Genomic DNA, 14,660 nt, shown 5'->3' with positions numbered 1-14,660 from the left:
GATCTGCGTCGTCATTGATGTGCCCTCAGCTCGGCTCATGTGGAACCATCATGGCATACGAGATGCCGCTGGGTGGGGGGCATCCACCGCATCAGTTCAGGGCGGGCCAGGAGTCTTAAACATACTGATCCGATGTTTTGCTAGTTTCACTATAGTAAGGCGACCGTGACGGATCCGTTGTCCGTTTTCAAGGCAGCGGCGCTACGAATGAATGTCTGATACTTGGCATTCGAACCTTGTCACGCCGCCAGGCGTGGCGCGTTGAAAACGCGAAAGCCGCACACCGGTTCATTGGTGATCTGAGGATTGGGAACCGTTCGCTCTCGGCGTTCTGCCACTCGAGCGCTTACCCTTGTCCAATGGGCGCTATGCTTGCGCCCCCCCGCGATCACCCTTTCGGGGTGTCGCGGTCGACGATGTAGATGTGTTCGCAGGCCAGCACGACCTCGTCACGCTGGTTGAGCACCTCGACGGTCTCGAAGAGGCGGCCGGAGGCGGGGCGTTTGGGGTCGTCCTCTTTCCGCGCCATGGTGCAGCGGGTGCGGATCGTGTCGCCGATGAAGACCGGGCGGACGAAGCGCAGCCGGTCATAGCCGTAGGAGAAGGCGCGCGGGTTGATCTCGGTCGCGGTCAGGCCGATGCCGATGGCAAAGACCATCGTGCCATGCGCGATGCGGCCGCCGAATTCCGAGCGGGCCATGAACTCGGCATCCATGTGATGGGGGAAGAAATCGCCGGTATGGCCGGCATGGACCACGAAATCGGTCTCGGTGATCGTGCGGCCATAGCTCTCGCGCGTCTCGCCGATCTCGATCTGCTCGAAGCTGCGGGGTCTCTCCATCAGGGGGCCTCCTCGATCGGGTGCATGGGCGCGGCGGAGGAGGCATAGGCCGCCTCGACCAGCGCCATGGTCTTCCAGCCATCGGCGACCGGGGCGATCAGCGGCTCTTCGCCGCCCGCGGCGCGTTGCAGGTTGTGCATCCGGGCGGTGAAGCTCTCGGTGAACCACGAGCCTGTCAGGGCCACGGGCTGCCAGCCGTCGCCGGTGTTGATCTCCAGCACGTCCGGCTCGCCCTTGGGGTAGTCGAGATTGACCCCCAGTTTCATGTAGGCCGCACCCTGCGTGCCCGCGACGCGAAGCTCGCAGGCCTGGTGCGGGCGGCCGAAATCCCAGTCATGGTTGACCGACAGCACGCAGCGCAGGTCGGGGCCATAATCCAGCATTGCCGCGGTGCGGGTCTGGGCCACAGCGTGCGACGGGTGGCCGAGGCTTTGCGCATGGATGCCGCGCGGGTCGCCCACGAGGTGCCGGATCAGGTCGAGATAATGGATCGAATGCATGGCGATCTCGATCCGGGGCAGCCCTTCGAGGAATTTCCACAGCCCCCAGGGCGTGGCCAGCACGGCATGCATCTCGATATCGACCACCTGCCCCAGCAGGCCGCGGTCGATCGCATCCTTCAGCGCCACCGCCATGGGGGCGAAGCGCAGCTGGAAATTCATCGCCGCCAGCAGCTCGCGCTCGCGGCAGGTCTGCAGGATCGCGCTGGCGCCGGGCAGGTCGCTGCCCATGGGTTTCTGCACCAGCACCGGGGCGCCGCGCGGCAGGGTGGCAAGGATGCCGGCATGGGCATCGGGCGGCGTGGCGAGGTCGAAGACCGCCCCCTCGACCGCGACGGCCTGCTCGGGGCTCAGCGCGCGCGTGCCATGCGCCGCGGCCAGCGCCTGCGCCTTGGCCCTGTCGGGATCGGTGATGCCCGCCACCTCGTAGCCGCCCGCCGCCCAGGCCGGCAGGTGGGCGTCGCGCACGATGCTGCCCGCGCCGAAGATCACGATCGGGCGGCGCCGCGCGGGCGGCGCCCAGCCCTGCCGCAGCTCAGTCGACATGGAAGACCTCGCGCATGCCGGCCCACCATTCGCCCTCCTCGCGCGTGTCCAGCGGCGCCTGCTTGGGCTTGTTGATGTCCCACCAGCGCTGGGTCTCGGGATCGGCGGCCATCTTCGCCTGGTCGGCCGCCCAGTCGTCGCCGTGATATTCCATGTAGGCGAAGAGCAGGTTTTCCGGCTCGCGCAGGAAGATCGTGTAGTTGCGGATGCCGCACTCGGCGATCTTGTCCAGCACGCCGGGCCAGACCTCGGCATGCAGGCGGGTGTATTCCTCGATCTCCTCCGGCTTGACGCCGATGACCTGTCCGATGCGGATCATGTGTCCCTCCCGATCTGCGTGGTGAACTCGGCCACGGCGCGGCGGTCGATCTCGGCCATGTCCCAGTCGATGCCGATCCCGGGCGTTTCGGGCGCGATGGCCTGCCCGTTCTCGATGCGCAGGCGCTCGCCCACGATGTCGTCAAGCTGCGGGATGTACTCGACCCAGGCGCCGTTGCGGATGGCGCAGACCAGGCTGACATGCAGCTCCATCAGGAAATGCGGCGCCACGGCCAGCCCGTGACATTCGGCCATATGCGCCACCTTGAGCCAGGGCGTGATGCCGCCGATCCGGCCCACATCGACCTGGATGATCGAGGCGGCACCGCGGCTGACATATTCGGCGAAGTGGCGGATGGAATAGAGGCTCTCGCCCACCGCGACGGGCATCGGCGCCACGCGCGCCAGCTCGGCATGGCCGGCGATGTCATCGGCGGCCAGCGGCTCCTCGATCCAGGCCAGGTCATGCTCGGCCAGCGCCAGCGCGCGGCGCCGGGCGCCGTCGCGCAGGAAGCCCTGGTTGGCATCGGTCATGATCTCGTACTCCGGGCCCACCGCGTCGCGCAGCGCGCCCAGCCTTGCGGAATCCTCGGCCGCCGAGGGCTTGCCGATCTTGACCTTGGAGCCCTTGAACCCCTGCGCCCTGGCCTGCAGCGCGTCCTCGATCAGCGCCGATTGCGGCAGGTGCAGCCAGCCGCCCTCGGTCGTGTAGCAGGGCGCCTGCGGTTTCGCCCCGCCCGCCAGTTGCCAGAGCGGCAGCCCGGCGCGGCGGCAGCGCAGATCCCACAGCGCGGTGTCGATGGCGGCCAGCGCGATCGAGGTGATCGCCCCCACGGTGGTGGCATGGGTGGCGAATTCGAGGTCGTTCCAGATCGCCTCGACCTCTTCGGCCTCGCGGCCCAGCAGGCGCGGGCAGAGATGGTCCGACAGCAAGCGCATCACCGAGGATCCCCCGGTGCCGATCGTGTAGGAATAGCCCTGCCCCACCGCGCCGTCACTGTCGGTGATGGTGACCAGCGGGGTTTCCTGGCTGACGAAGGACTGGATCGCGTCGGTACGCTCGACCTTGGGGGCCAGGTCGACCATGCGCAGGTGGATGCTTTCGATACGTGCCATCAGGTCCTCAGGCTTTGTCCGGTGTCGGCGTCGAAGAGATGCGCGCGCGACAGATCGAAGTGAAAGCGCAGCGTCTCGCCGCGCCGCACCGCGCGGGGGTTGAGCATCCGCGCGGTCCATGTGCTGCCGCCGAAGGGCACGAAAAGCAGCGTCTCGTTGCCTAGGGGCTCCGAGATGTCGACGGCCAGCTCGCGGCTCTCGACCGCGTGGCCATCCTCGGAATGGATGCCGTGCCCCTCGGGATAGAGATCGTCGGGGCGCAGCCCCAGCGTCACCCGCGCGCCCTCGGGCACGGTGATGTCGGGCGGCACCGGCAGCGCGGCGCCATCGCCCAGCACCAGCCGCCCGCCCTGCACCGTGGCCGGCGCCATGTTCATCGGCGGCGAGCCGATGAACCCCGCGACGAAGAGGCTGGCGGGGTGGTTGAACACCTCGTCCGGCGTGCCGACCTGCTCGATCCGGCCGTCCTTCATGATGACGATCCGGTCGGCCAGGGTCATCGCCTCGACCTGGTCATGGGTGACATAGACGATGGTGGCGCCCAGCCGGGCGTGCAGCTGCTTGATCTCGGTGCGCATCTGGCCGCGCAGCTTGGCGTCGAGGTTCGACAGCGGCTCGTCGAAGAGGAACACGTCGGGGTCACGCACGATGGCGCGGCCCATGGCGACGCGCTGGCGCTGCCCGCCGGACAGCTGCGCCGGCCGGCGGTCCAGCAGCGGCTCGATCTCGAGCACGCGCGCCGCCTCGGTCACCGCGCGGTCGATCTCGGCCTTGTCGCGGCCCGCGATCTTGAGCGTGAAGCCCATGTTCTCGGCCACCGTCATGTGCGGGTAGAGCGCGTAGCTCTGGAACACCATAGAGATGTTGCGGTCGCGCGGGGGCAGGTCGTTGACCACCCGCGTGCCGATCCGGATGTCGCCGCTGGAGATCTCCTCCAGCCCCGCGATCATCCGCAGCGTCGTGGATTTGCCGCAGCCCGAGGGGCCGACCAGCGCCACGAACTCGCCATCCGAGACATCGAGGTCGATCGCCTTGACCGCGTGGAAGGCGCCGTAGCTCTTGTCGAGCTGTGAAAGCGTCAGCGTTGCCATGTCCTGTCCTTCGATCGCACGTGCCGTGCGGTGTTTGCCGTTTGCCGGGCCCGGGGCCTCAGCCCTTGATCGCGCCCGAGGTCAGCCCCGAGACCAGGTGTTTCTGCACCGCGTAGGTCAGCAGCAGCGCGGGGATGATCATCACCACGGCCAGCGCGCACATGCCGCGCCAGTCGATGGTGAACTCGGCGGTGTAGTCCAGCAGCCCCACCGGCAGCGTCTTGCTGTCGGTCGACCGCGTCAGCTGCGACGCCAGCGCAAACTCGTTCCACGAGATCAGGAAGGCGAAGATGCCGGCGCTGGCGATGCCGGGGCGGGCCAGCGGGAACTCGACCTGCCAGAAGGCCTGCCAGCGGGTGCAGCCGTCGATCTGCGCCGCCTCGGCCAGGTCCTTGGGCACCTGCCGGAAGAAGCCGTCGATCAGCCAGATGGTGAAGGGGATGTTGAGCGCCGTGTAGGCCAGGATCATCCCCGCATGGGTGTCGATCAGCCCGACCCGCGCATAGAGGAAGAAGAGCGGCAGCGACAGCGCGATGCCCGGCACCGCCCGGGTCAGCATCAGGCCGAGGAACCAGCCGCCCTTGAAGCGGAAGCGGTAGCGGGCAAAGGCATAGCCCCCCGACATGCCGATCGCCAGCGAGATGATCGTCGAGGTCACCGCGATGATCATCGAGTTGCGGAAGTACTGCACCACCGGGATGCCGCCCTGCCCCACGCCCGAGAACATCGCGACATAGGCGTCGAAGGACAGCTCGCGCGGGATCCAGACCGGCGGCTTGGCCATGATCTCGACCGTGGGGCGCAGCGAGTTCAGCACGATCCAGAGCCCGGGCAGGCAGATGATGCACATCGCCAGGAACAGCAGCCCGGTCAGGGCCCAGTCGGTCAGGCGCTTGCGGATGCGGGATTTGCGGTTCGCGTCCATCATCACCAATCCGCCGCCACCTGGGCCCGGGCCTTGCCGAGCTGCCGGAAGAAGAGCGCCGTGAAGGCGATCGAGAGCAGGATGGCGACATAGGCCATCGCGTTGGCCATCCCCATGCGGGCATCGGAATAGGCGGTGCGCGCGATCAGAGTCCACAGCACCTCGGTCCGGCCGGCGGGGCCGCCATCGGTCATGATCTTGATGATGTCATAGGCCCGCGCCACGTCGAGGCTGCGGATCGTCATCGCGATGAAGGCAAAGGGCATGAGAAAGGGCCAGGTCACGTATTTGAAGGTCTGCCAGGCGGTGCAGCCATCCACCCGGGCGGCCTCGATCGGCTCGCGCGGCATGGCCATCAGCCCGGCCAGGATGAAGATCGCGAAGACCGAGGTCGAGGACCACACCTCGGCGATGGTGATCGCGATGAAGGCCAGCGTGCCGTCGATCAGCCAGGGAATCGCCTGGTCGGTCAGCCCCAGCGATTGCAGCGCGTTGTTCACCAGCCCGACATTGTCGTTGAACATGAACTTGAACTGGAACCCCACCAGGATGGGCGAGAACATCATCGGAAACATCAGGATGGTGCGCAGCAGGCGCTGGCCGCGGCTGGCGCGCTCGACCAGCAGCGCCAGGCCCAGCCCCAGCACCATCTCGAGGTTCAGCGCGATGGTCAGCAGCAGCACGGTGCGCCCGAAGGCGATCCAGAAATCGGCATCGGTGAAGATCCGCTCGTAGTTGCGGAAGCCGATGAACTGGTAGATCGAGTCCGGCCGGGTCAGCCGGAAGGGCGTGAAGCTGGAATAGAGCGACAGCACCAGCGGGATCAGCACCACCGCCGCCAGGACGATGACGGCCGGCATCAGCAGCACGATATGGGGCGGGAGGCGCCAGGCCTTCATCGGGGGCTCCTGTCGGGATGGCAAGGATGGGGAACGGGTGGATCGGGGGCCGTAGGGAGCCGGCCCCCAATCCCGACGCCGCGCGCGGGCTCAGAGCTCGCCCGCGTCCTCCAGGACCATGGTCGCCTCTTCGGCGGCATCGTCCAGCGCCTCCTGCGGGGTCTTGTCGCCCAGGATCGCGGCCTGCAGTTCGGGGTAGAGCACGTTGGTGATCTCGATCCAGCTGGGCGTCTGCGGCACGGCAAAGGCCGTCTCGGCCGCTGTCTGGAACGCGGCCAGCACCTCGGAGCGGTAGGCGTCGCCCTCGGCCTCGGCGATCACGTGATCCCAGACCGCGTTGCGCGAGGGCAGCGGGCCGGCGGCGCTTTCCAGCTTCTGGCTCTCCTCGTTGGTCAGGAACCACACCAGCGAGGCCGCGGCCTCGGGGTGGGCGCAATCCTCGGTGACCGAGAAGCCGTGGAAGCCCGACCAGCCCGAGCGGATGCCCGCGCTGCCCACCGGCGGCGGCGCGACGCCCACATTGCCGGCGACCTTCGACGCTTCGGGATCGTTGAAGAACCCGGCCCAGCCCGGCCAGTCGAGGTTCAGCGCCACGGTGCCGCTGGCAAAGCCCTGGCCCAGGTCATCCCAAAGGTAGTTCGGCACGCCCGCGGGCACGGCCTCGGCCTCGTAGAGATCGACGAACCAGTTCAGCGCCTCGATCCCGGCCTCGGAGTTGAAGGCGGGCTCGCCGTCCTCGTTCAGGAACTCGCCGCCATTGGCCACGAGGATCTCGTAGAAGCGCCCGGCGATGGCCTCTTCCTTGCCGGCATATTGCGTGCCGTAGAAATTGGGCGCATCGGCAAAGAACTTGGCCTGGTCGGCCACCTGCTCCCATGTCTCGGGCGGGGCCAGCTCGTAGCCGTATTCCTCCTGGAAGGCCGCGGCGTTGTCGGCATCCTCGTAGAGGTCCTTCTGGTAATACATGGCCGAGACGTCGAACTGCGCCCGCGGCAGCATCACCAGCCGGTCGCCCAGCGTGGCCGCCGCCATGTTGCCGGCGACGAAATCGGCCAGCGCCTCTTCGGGCAGGTATTCGCGCAGATCGACATAGATGCCGGGATATTGCGGCGCGAAGGAGGAATGGTTCGAGCCCACGCACCAGTCCAGCTGGCCGGTGGCGATGTCGGACTTGATCTCCTTGTCCAGTTCGAAGTGGTTCTTCTTCGAGATCACGTCGACCGTGGCGCCGGTCGCCGCCTCCCATTCCGCCAGCCGGTTGTAGAGCGCCTCGTATTGCTGGCCGCCGATCAGCTTGGCCTCGATGGTCACGCCCTCGAAGCTGCCGGGCAGCTCCTGCGCGGATGCACCGCCGGCCGTGGCCGCGGCAAGGATCAGGGCGCCCGCGGACGCCGAGGTCATCAGTTTCATGTCTTCCTCCCTGTTATCCCCTGAGCGTCCTGGTGACTCTCATTTATGGATAATCTTTTCATAGGTAAAAGTATCGACCCCCGTGCTGTCAATGATTTCGTTTGAATTCCGCGAAATATTCTCTAATGAAGGCAGGCTTTCATATGTCAGGGAAAGGAGCCGACCCGTTGAGCACGAAACCCGCCGAGGAAGACCGCTATCGCGCGCCGGCGCTGGACAAGGGGCTCGACATTCTCGAACTGCTGTCCGGCATCGAAGGGGGGCTGACCCAGGCCGAGATCGCCAAGGCGCTCGGCCGGTCGCCCAATGAATTCTACCGCATGCTCGACCGTCTGATGCGGCGCGGCTACGTCACCAAGACCGATGGCGACCGCTACGCGCTGACGCTCAAGATGTTCGGGCTGGCGCAGTTGCACGCGCCGACGCGGCGGCTGGCCTCCTTCGCCACCCCGCGCATGCGCGAGCTGGCCACCCGCACGCAGCAGGCGAATCAGCTGGTCGTCTTCGACCGCGGCGCCGCCGTCGTCGTGGCCCAGCAGGAGGCGCCCGGCTACTGGGGCATCTCGATCCGGGTGGGCAGCCATATCGACCTGTTCGACACCGGCTCGGGCCATGTGCTGCTGGCCTTCGCCACGCAAGAGACGCGCGAGATGATGGTGGCCGAGACCACGCCCCCCGGGGCGCCGCCGCGCGCCATGCCGGCCGAGCTGGCCGACCGGCTGGAGCAGGTGCGCCGCGACGGCTTCGAGCGCATGGACTCGCTGCAGACGGTGGGCGTGGTGAACCTCTCGGCGCCGATCCTGGGCGCCGATGGCCATGCCATCGCGGCGCTGACCGTGCCCTACCTGCCGCAGGTCGATGCCGAGGGCACGCCCGGCGTGGACGAGGTGCTCGCCGATCTGCGCGACGCGGCCCGCGTGCTCAGCGGCTTCACCGGCTGGAACGCCGCGACCGGCCCGCAGGGCTAGGGCAGGAAGGCCACGCAGGTGGGCGTGCCGGTGGCGAAGCCCGGCCCCAGCGGCGCCAGCCCGCCATCGGGGCCGCGGCGGAACACCTCCACCCGGTCGCTGTCCTGGTTGGCCACGACCAGCACCCGCCCCGAGGGGCTGAGTGCCAGGTCGCGCGGCGTGGCGCCGCCGCAGGGCACGGTGCCGGCAAACCGCGCCACGCCGCCGGCATCGACGCGCAGATGCGCGATCGAGTCGTGCCCCCGGTTGCCGACATAGAGATGCCCGCCATCGGGGCTGATCTTCACCGCCGAGCCATGCGTGCCCGGCGGCCCCCCGGGCGGCAGGCAGGGGGCGACATGCAGGCAGCGCCCGGCCGCCGCGCCGCTGTCCAGCGCGATCGTGGCCAGCGTCGCGTTCAGCTCGCCCACCACATAGGCGATGTCGCGCCGGGGGTGCATCTCGATATGGCGCGGCCCCGTTCCCGGCGGCAGCCCCACCGCGCCCGCGGGCGCCAGCGCGCCCGAGGCGGCATCGAAGCGGAAGAGCTCTACCCGGTCGGTGCCCAGATCCGCCACCAGCGCCAGCCGGTTGTCGCGGCTGAAGCGCAGGCAATGCGCGTGCGACCGCGCCTGCCGGTCGGGGTCGGGGCCATGGCCGGACAGCCGCGCCTCGGCCGTGACGGGCCCCAGCCCGCCATCGGGGGCGCGGGCAAAGATCACCACGGCGCGGTCGGGGCCCGCGCCGGGCGGCATGAAGGCATAGTTGACGCAGGCCACGAAACGGTCACTCCGGTCGAGCGAGACCTGCGCGGCCACGTTGCCGCGCGTCACCGCCTTGTTGACATAAGCCAGCGTGCCGCCCGCCCGGTCGATGGCATAGGCGCTCAGCGTGCCCTCGTGCCAGTCCACCACCTCGGAGGACGCGTAGAGCATCCGCCCGTCCGCGCTGATCGCGGCATAGGTCGGGTTGTCGATCCCGGTGGTGACGCCCGCCCTGGTGCAGGCGCCGGTCTCTTCATCCAGGAAGACCCCCGTCAGCCCCGCGCCATTGGCGCTGGCGAAATAGGGCAGCGGGCGGGTGCAGCTGCCGATGAAGAACAGGCTTTGGCCGTCCTGCGTCACAGGCCGAACTCCTGCCGGATCGCCTCGGTATGCTGCCCCAGCGCGGGCCCCGCGGCGCGGCCGCGCGGGCGCGCGCCATCCACCCGGATCGGGGCGCGCAGCGTGTGCATCGCGTCGCCCTCGGGGCGGGGCAATTCCTGCAGCATGTCGAGCCGGCGGAACGCCTCTTCCCGCAGCAGGCTGTCCCAGTCCAGCACGCCGGCGCACCAGATATCCTCGGGCTCCAGCACCGCCAGCCAGGCCTCGGTGGCCCGCTCGGACAGCTGCGCGGCGATGCGGCGTTTGAGCTCGTCGCGCCGGCGGAACGGCGCGCTGTCGCCCAGCCCGGCCAGCTCCAGCGGGTCCAGCAGCGGGGCGAGCCGGTCCAGCGGGGTCATGGCCAGCGCCAGGTAGCCGTCGGCGGTGGGGTAGATCCCGTAGGGCGCGGACAGGTAGGCATGGGCATTGCGATAGCCCGCGCGCTCGGGCAGCCGCCCGCCATCGTTGAGATAGGTGGTCAGCACCTCGAACTGGAAATCGATCAGGCAGTCCAGCAGGCTGGTCTCCACATGCCCCCCCTGCCCCGTCCGCCCGCGCCGCACCAGCGCCGCCAGCGCGCCCTGCACGATGGCCGTGCCGGCCAGCACGTCGGCAATGGCCAGCCCGAAGGGCAGCGGCCCCTGACCCTCATCGCCGTTGAGGAACATCAGCCCCGAGCGCGCCTGCGCCAGCAGGTCCTGCCCGGGCCGCGCGACCCAGGGCCCCTCGGTCCCGAAGCCGGTGATCGAGCAATAGACCAGCCGCGGGTTGATCTCGGCCACCGCCCGCTGGCCCAGCCCCAGCCGGTCGATCACCCCGGGGCGGAAGTTCTGGATCAGCACGTCGGCCCCGGCGATCAGCGCGCGCACCTGTGCCAGCCCGTCCGGATCCTTGAGATCGACGGCAAAGCTCTCCTTGCCGCGGTTGATCGTGTGGAACAGGGTCGAGTCCCGCCCCATGTCATCGGTCGGCGTCAGGTACATGCCGCGGCAGAGATCGCCGCCGCCGGCACGCTCCACCTTGATGACCCGCGCGCCCAGATCGCCCAGCCGCAGCGCGGCGAAGGGGCCGGACAGGAACTGGCTGAAATCGAGGACGGTCAGCCCGTCCAGCAGGCCGGGCGTGTCGGCGGTCACAGGCATGTCTGGTACATCTCGTTGAGCTTGGCGGTCAGCGCGGCGGGGGCGGTGCGGGCCTTCAGGCCCGCGTCCAGCACCTCGCTCGCGGCCTGCTGGAAGATCATGTAGCCGTCATGGCGCGGCCGCAGGTAGGAGGCGTCGAGCGTGGCCAGCGTGTTCCGGAAGAAGCCCAGGAAGCGGGCATTGATCCGCGGATCGGTCCAGGCGTCGCGATGGCCGGGCTGGCCGCCGGCGGCGGCATAGGGGCCTGCCTGCACCGGGCCCGAGGCCACGTAATAGGCGAAATCGCGCGCCGCCGCGACATGGGACGAGCGGGCCGAGACCGCGATCCCCGTGCCCCCCAGCGCCGCGCCGCAGGGCCCGTTCGTGCCCAGCACGGGGATGTCGCCAAAGGCCAGCCGATGCGGGCGGAACCCGTCCAGCGCGTAATTCGCATAGCCATAGCCATAGGGGCAGAGCGCCAGCCCGGAGCCCTGCTCGGCCATCGCCTCGAAGGCGGCGATCGGGTCCATGCCGTGGCACTCGGGCGCGACCAGCGCGGCCAGCTCCTGCAGGCGGGCGCTGTCCTCGGCCCCGGTCTCGGGGTCGAGAAAGCCGTGCGTCTCCACCGGGGCGGGCGCGCGGCCCAGGTTGGCGGCAAAGGTCATGACGCACATCAGCACATGCGGCGGGCGCAGCGGCAGCACCACGCGCCCGGCACGGGCCTGCGCGATCACCGCGTCCCAGCCGGTCACGGGGCCGTCCAGCAGGTCGGGGCGCCAGGCCTGCACCTGCGTCGCGGCATCCAGCGGCAAGGCCCATTGCCGCCCCGCCATGGTGTAGCTGGCAAAGGACGGCCCGACGCTGCCGCGCGCGATCGCCGCCATTTCCTCGGCGCGGTCGGGCGTGTCGAGCGGGGCAAGACAGCCCTCGGCCACGATCTGCCCGGTATGGGGGTGGTCGATGACGATCAGGTCATAGGCGCGGGCCAGCTCCTCGACCGGGAAGCTCTCGAAATCCTGCAGGCTGCGCTTGTCCCAGTCGATGGCGACACCCGAGCGCTCGGACCAGAGCGCGGCGCAGGCCACCATCGGGTCATACCCGCGCGGGTGGCTCCAGGTCATGCCTTTCAGAACCGTCATAATCCGAACTCCTCGCGGATGCGCGCCGTGTCGGCGCCGATGCGGGGCGCGGCGCGCCCGTCCTGCGCGCGCTGCCCGTCGATCACCAGCGGCGTGCGCGTCGTGCGCAGCGCCACCCCGTCGGCGCGCGTCACCGTCTGCAGCATGTCGCGCGACACGAACCCCTCCGAGGCCAGCATGGCCGGCCAGTCCAGCACCTCGGCGCACCAGATATCGGCCGGCTCCAGCAGCGACAGCCAATGCGCCGTGGGCCGCGTGGCAAAGGTCTCGGCCAGGATCGCCTTGATCGCGTCGCGCTCCTCGAACCAGGTGGCGGGATCGGCAAAGCGCTCCAGCGCGGGCAGGTCCAGCAAATCGCGCAGCCGCGGGATCGGCGTCATGGCCAGCGCCAGGTACCCGTCGGCCGTGTCATAGACCCCGTAGGGCGCCGGGACATAGGCATTGGCCGAGCGCGTGGCGGCGCGTTTCGGCGGCCTGTGCCCGTCATTGAGATAGGTGGTCAGCACCTCGAACTGGTAATCCAGCAGCGCCTCCAGCAGCGAGGTCTCGACATGCGCGCCCTGCCCGGTGATCCCCTTGCGCACCAGCGCCGCAAGGATCCCCTGCGCCGCCGCGGCCCCGGCCAGCATGTCGGCAATGGCCAGCCCGAAGGGCACCGGCCCCTGCCCGTCATCGCCGTTCAGCCAGGTCACGCCCGAGCGCGCCTGCGCCAGCAGGTCCTGCCCGGGGCGCCCCATCCACGGCCCATCCGGCCCGTAGCCCGAGATCGTGGCATAGACGAGCCCGGGATTGACCGCCTGCAGGGACGCGCAGTCGATCCCCAGCCGCGTCGCCACGCCGGGGCGGAAGTTCTGCACCACCACGTCGGCCTGCGCCACCAGCCGCTTCAGCGTGGCGATGTCGCCGGCGTCCTTGAAGTTCAGCGCGAGGCTTTCCTTGGAGCGGTTGATGGCGTGGAACAGCGTGCTGTCGCCGCCGATCTCGGTATCGGACAGGTAGAGCCGCCGCGCCAGGTCGCCGCCATCGGGCCGCTCGACCTTGATGACCCGCGCGCCCAGGTCCGACAGGCGCAGCGTGGCGTAAGGCCCCGACAGGAACTGGCTGAGGTCGAGCACCACGACACCGTCCAGCGGCGCCTCGGTCATGAGGCGCCCCCCTTGGCGGTGGCGGGGTCGCGATATGTCACCGTCTGCAGATGCTCGCAGTAGAGCACCAGCTCGCCCTCGTTCTTGAACACCTCGTAGCTGGCGCGGATCAGGCCCATATCCTCGTATTTGGGCTGTTTCTCCATGTGGGTGCGGATCGTGTAGATCGAATCCCCGATGAAGGTGGGCTTGATGAAGCGCAGCTTGTCATAGCCGTAGGAAAACGCGTTGACGCAATTCGTCGCCACCAGCCCCAGCCCGGCCGAGAAGACGAAGGCCCCGGCCACCAGCCGCTTGCCGAACAGCCCCTCGGTCTCAGCAAAGATCTGGTCCTGCACGTAAGGGTGGATGTCGGTGACCAGCATGTTGAACTGGTGGCTCTCGCCCTCGGATATCGTGCGGCGCAGCGAGCGGATCTTCTGCCCCACCGGCCAGTCCTCGTAGAACCAGTTCTCGGCATTCCAGACCGGGATCTCGGCGTGATCTCCGGGCATGGTCGCGGGGTGCGTGGACGAGACGCCCACGGTCGGCGGGAAACGGGTCATGCGGCTCCTCCCGGGCCTGGCACCGCCCGGACCTCCCCCGGGCCAGGCGGTGTGTCTTTCTTATATGAATGATCTTTTCATCAATGGATGGTTTTTTCAAGACTCGATTTCGCCCAGCCGGTAGATGCGCTGCGCATTGCGGTGCAGCAGCGCCGCCACCTCGGCCTCGCTGCACCCTTCCAGCAGGCGATGCGTGGTGGCGACCCAGTCCTCGAGCGGCGCGCCCAGCGTGCAGACCGGGTGGTCCGAGCCCCAGACCAGCCGGTCCCAGCCGAAACAGGCCACCATATGCTCGACATAGGGGCGCAGGCGCTGCTCTGGCGGGCCCTCGCCACCATAAGCGATCACGCCGCTGATCTTGCCCATGACATTGCCGCGCCGGGCGAGGTCCGCGACATCCCCGGCCCAGCGGTCGAAATCCTCCGGCTGCATCGTGGGCACGCCGCAATGATCCAGCACCATCACCGTGTCGGGCGCGGCATCGGCCAGCGCGATGGCCAGCGGCAGCTGGTCGGCCCGCACGCAGAGATCGAAGCTCAGCCCCCGCGCGGCGAGCGCGGCGATATTGGCGCGGAAGGTCTCCGACTGCGAGACATCGTCCGGCACCACGTGCAGCACCCGCCGCAGCCCGCGCAGCGCCGCGAGGTCGCTCAACCGGTCGAGCTGCTCCGCGAAATCCGCCCGCTCGGGCCGGCAGGCGGCGATCACCCCGGCGATGCGCGGATGCACCCCGGCCATGAAGCGGCTCTCCTCGGCGATCTGCGCCTCGGCCACGTCCACCTCCATGTGCAGCGCGGCAGAGATCCCGAGGGGCACGGCCCGGTCGAAATAGGCCTCGGCCGTCCAGGCGCCCTGCAGCGGCGGCACCTCCTCGATCCAGGGATAGGCAAAGCGGTCGGGATAGACCAGGTGCAGGTGGGTGTCGACGATATGCATGAATCCTCCGCGTCTCGGGCGTGGCCGGCTGCGGCCAGC

15 protein-coding genes are annotated in these 14,660 nt (G+C 69.0%); 1 reads left to right on the top strand and 14 read right to left on the bottom strand.

Going from position 1 to position 14,660, the window contains the following annotated elements; all coding sequences use genetic code 11:
- Window positions 1-388 precede the first annotated feature (388 nt).
- The 8 genes from AVJ23_RS15870 to AVJ23_RS15835 all read right to left on the bottom strand — a co-directional run bounded on the left by AVJ23_RS15870 (window position 389) and on the right by AVJ23_RS15835 (window position 7,646).
- Window positions 389-841, bottom strand: a complete 453-nt coding sequence (locus AVJ23_RS15870) for a MaoC/PaaZ C-terminal domain-containing protein (protein ID WP_058863188.1) — start codon at window positions 839-841, stop codon at window positions 389-391.
- On the bottom strand, window positions 841-1,887 hold the full coding sequence (locus AVJ23_RS15865; protein WP_058863187.1) for a Gfo/Idh/MocA family protein: 1,047 nt from the start codon (window positions 1,885-1,887) through the stop codon (window positions 841-843). Before AVJ23_RS15865 ends, AVJ23_RS15870 begins: the two co-directional genes overlap by 1 nt.
- The gene (locus AVJ23_RS15860; RefSeq protein ID WP_058863186.1) at window positions 1,877-2,206 is read right to left on the bottom strand and encodes an L-rhamnose mutarotase; all 330 of its coding nucleotides are present in this window, start codon (window positions 2,204-2,206) and stop codon (window positions 1,877-1,879) included. The genes AVJ23_RS15865 and AVJ23_RS15860 overlap by 11 nt, the downstream gene beginning before the upstream one ends.
- Window positions 2,203-3,321, bottom strand: coding sequence for a mandelate racemase/muconate lactonizing enzyme family protein (locus AVJ23_RS15855; RefSeq protein ID WP_058863185.1), 1,119 nt, complete (start codon window positions 3,319-3,321; stop codon window positions 2,203-2,205). The genes AVJ23_RS15860 and AVJ23_RS15855 overlap by 4 nt, the downstream gene beginning before the upstream one ends.
- Complete coding sequence (locus AVJ23_RS15850) at window positions 3,321-4,412, bottom strand: ABC transporter ATP-binding protein (RefSeq protein ID WP_058863184.1); 1,092 nt, start codon at window positions 4,410-4,412, stop codon at window positions 3,321-3,323. Before AVJ23_RS15850 ends, AVJ23_RS15855 begins: the two co-directional genes overlap by 1 nt.
- Before the next feature lie 58 nt (window positions 4,413-4,470).
- Window positions 4,471-5,340: a carbohydrate ABC transporter permease gene (locus AVJ23_RS15845; RefSeq protein ID WP_240484684.1), complete on the bottom strand. Its 870-nt coding sequence runs from the start codon at window positions 5,338-5,340 to the stop codon at window positions 4,471-4,473.
- Window positions 5,340-6,236 (bottom strand): carbohydrate ABC transporter permease, encoded by an 897-nt coding sequence (locus AVJ23_RS15840; protein WP_058863182.1) that lies wholly within the window; start codon window positions 6,234-6,236, stop codon window positions 5,340-5,342. The genes AVJ23_RS15845 and AVJ23_RS15840 overlap by 1 nt, the downstream gene beginning before the upstream one ends.
- A gap of 90 nt (window positions 6,237-6,326) precedes the next feature.
- Window positions 6,327-7,646 carry an ABC transporter substrate-binding protein gene (locus AVJ23_RS15835; protein WP_058863181.1) on the bottom strand — a complete coding sequence of 440 codons (1,320 nt, stop codon included), beginning with the start codon at window positions 7,644-7,646 and terminating at the stop codon, window positions 6,327-6,329.
- 167 nt (window positions 7,647-7,813) lie between these two features.
- Here AVJ23_RS15835 and AVJ23_RS15830 point away from each other — a divergent pair, with 167 nt between their 5' ends.
- On the top strand, window positions 7,814-8,614 hold the full coding sequence (locus AVJ23_RS15830; RefSeq protein WP_240484682.1) for an IclR family transcriptional regulator: 801 nt from the start codon (window positions 7,814-7,816) through the stop codon (window positions 8,612-8,614).
- Here the strand turns inward: AVJ23_RS15830 and AVJ23_RS15825 are convergent.
- From AVJ23_RS15825 to AVJ23_RS15800, 6 genes are all read right to left on the bottom strand, one after another.
- The gene (locus AVJ23_RS15825) at window positions 8,611-9,717 is read right to left on the bottom strand and encodes a lactonase family protein (RefSeq protein ID WP_058863180.1); all 1,107 of its coding nucleotides are present in this window, start codon (window positions 9,715-9,717) and stop codon (window positions 8,611-8,613) included. The two genes, AVJ23_RS15830 and AVJ23_RS15825, sit on opposite strands and share 4 nt — an antisense overlap.
- On the bottom strand, window positions 9,714-10,877 hold the full coding sequence (locus AVJ23_RS15820) for a CaiB/BaiF CoA transferase family protein (RefSeq protein ID WP_058863179.1): 1,164 nt from the start codon (window positions 10,875-10,877) through the stop codon (window positions 9,714-9,716). The genes AVJ23_RS15825 and AVJ23_RS15820 overlap by 4 nt, the downstream gene beginning before the upstream one ends.
- A complete protein-coding gene (locus tag AVJ23_RS15815; RefSeq protein WP_058863178.1) occupies window positions 10,868-11,995 on the bottom strand; it encodes an extracellular solute-binding protein in 1,128 nt (375 codons plus the stop codon). The genes AVJ23_RS15820 and AVJ23_RS15815 overlap by 10 nt, the downstream gene beginning before the upstream one ends.
- Window positions 11,992-13,140 carry a CaiB/BaiF CoA transferase family protein gene (locus AVJ23_RS15810; protein WP_058863177.1) on the bottom strand — a complete coding sequence of 383 codons (1,149 nt, stop codon included), beginning with the start codon at window positions 13,138-13,140 and terminating at the stop codon, window positions 11,992-11,994. The genes AVJ23_RS15815 and AVJ23_RS15810 overlap by 4 nt, the downstream gene beginning before the upstream one ends.
- Complete coding sequence (locus AVJ23_RS15805) at window positions 13,137-13,685, bottom strand: MaoC family dehydratase (protein WP_058863176.1); 549 nt, start codon at window positions 13,683-13,685, stop codon at window positions 13,137-13,139. The genes AVJ23_RS15810 and AVJ23_RS15805 overlap by 4 nt, the downstream gene beginning before the upstream one ends.
- Before the next feature lie 96 nt (window positions 13,686-13,781).
- Window positions 13,782-14,621, bottom strand: a complete 840-nt coding sequence (locus AVJ23_RS15800; protein ID WP_058863175.1) for an amidohydrolase family protein — start codon at window positions 14,619-14,621, stop codon at window positions 13,782-13,784.
- Window positions 14,622-14,660: the final 39 nt, after the last annotated feature.

This window comes from Pseudoponticoccus marisrubri (genome assembly GCF_001482405.1).
GTDB classification, from domain to species: domain Bacteria; phylum Pseudomonadota; class Alphaproteobacteria; order Rhodobacterales; family Rhodobacteraceae; genus Pseudoponticoccus; species Pseudoponticoccus marisrubri.
Note: the sequence above shows the minus strand (reverse complement) of the source record. Positions and strands in the feature narration are given on the sequence as shown.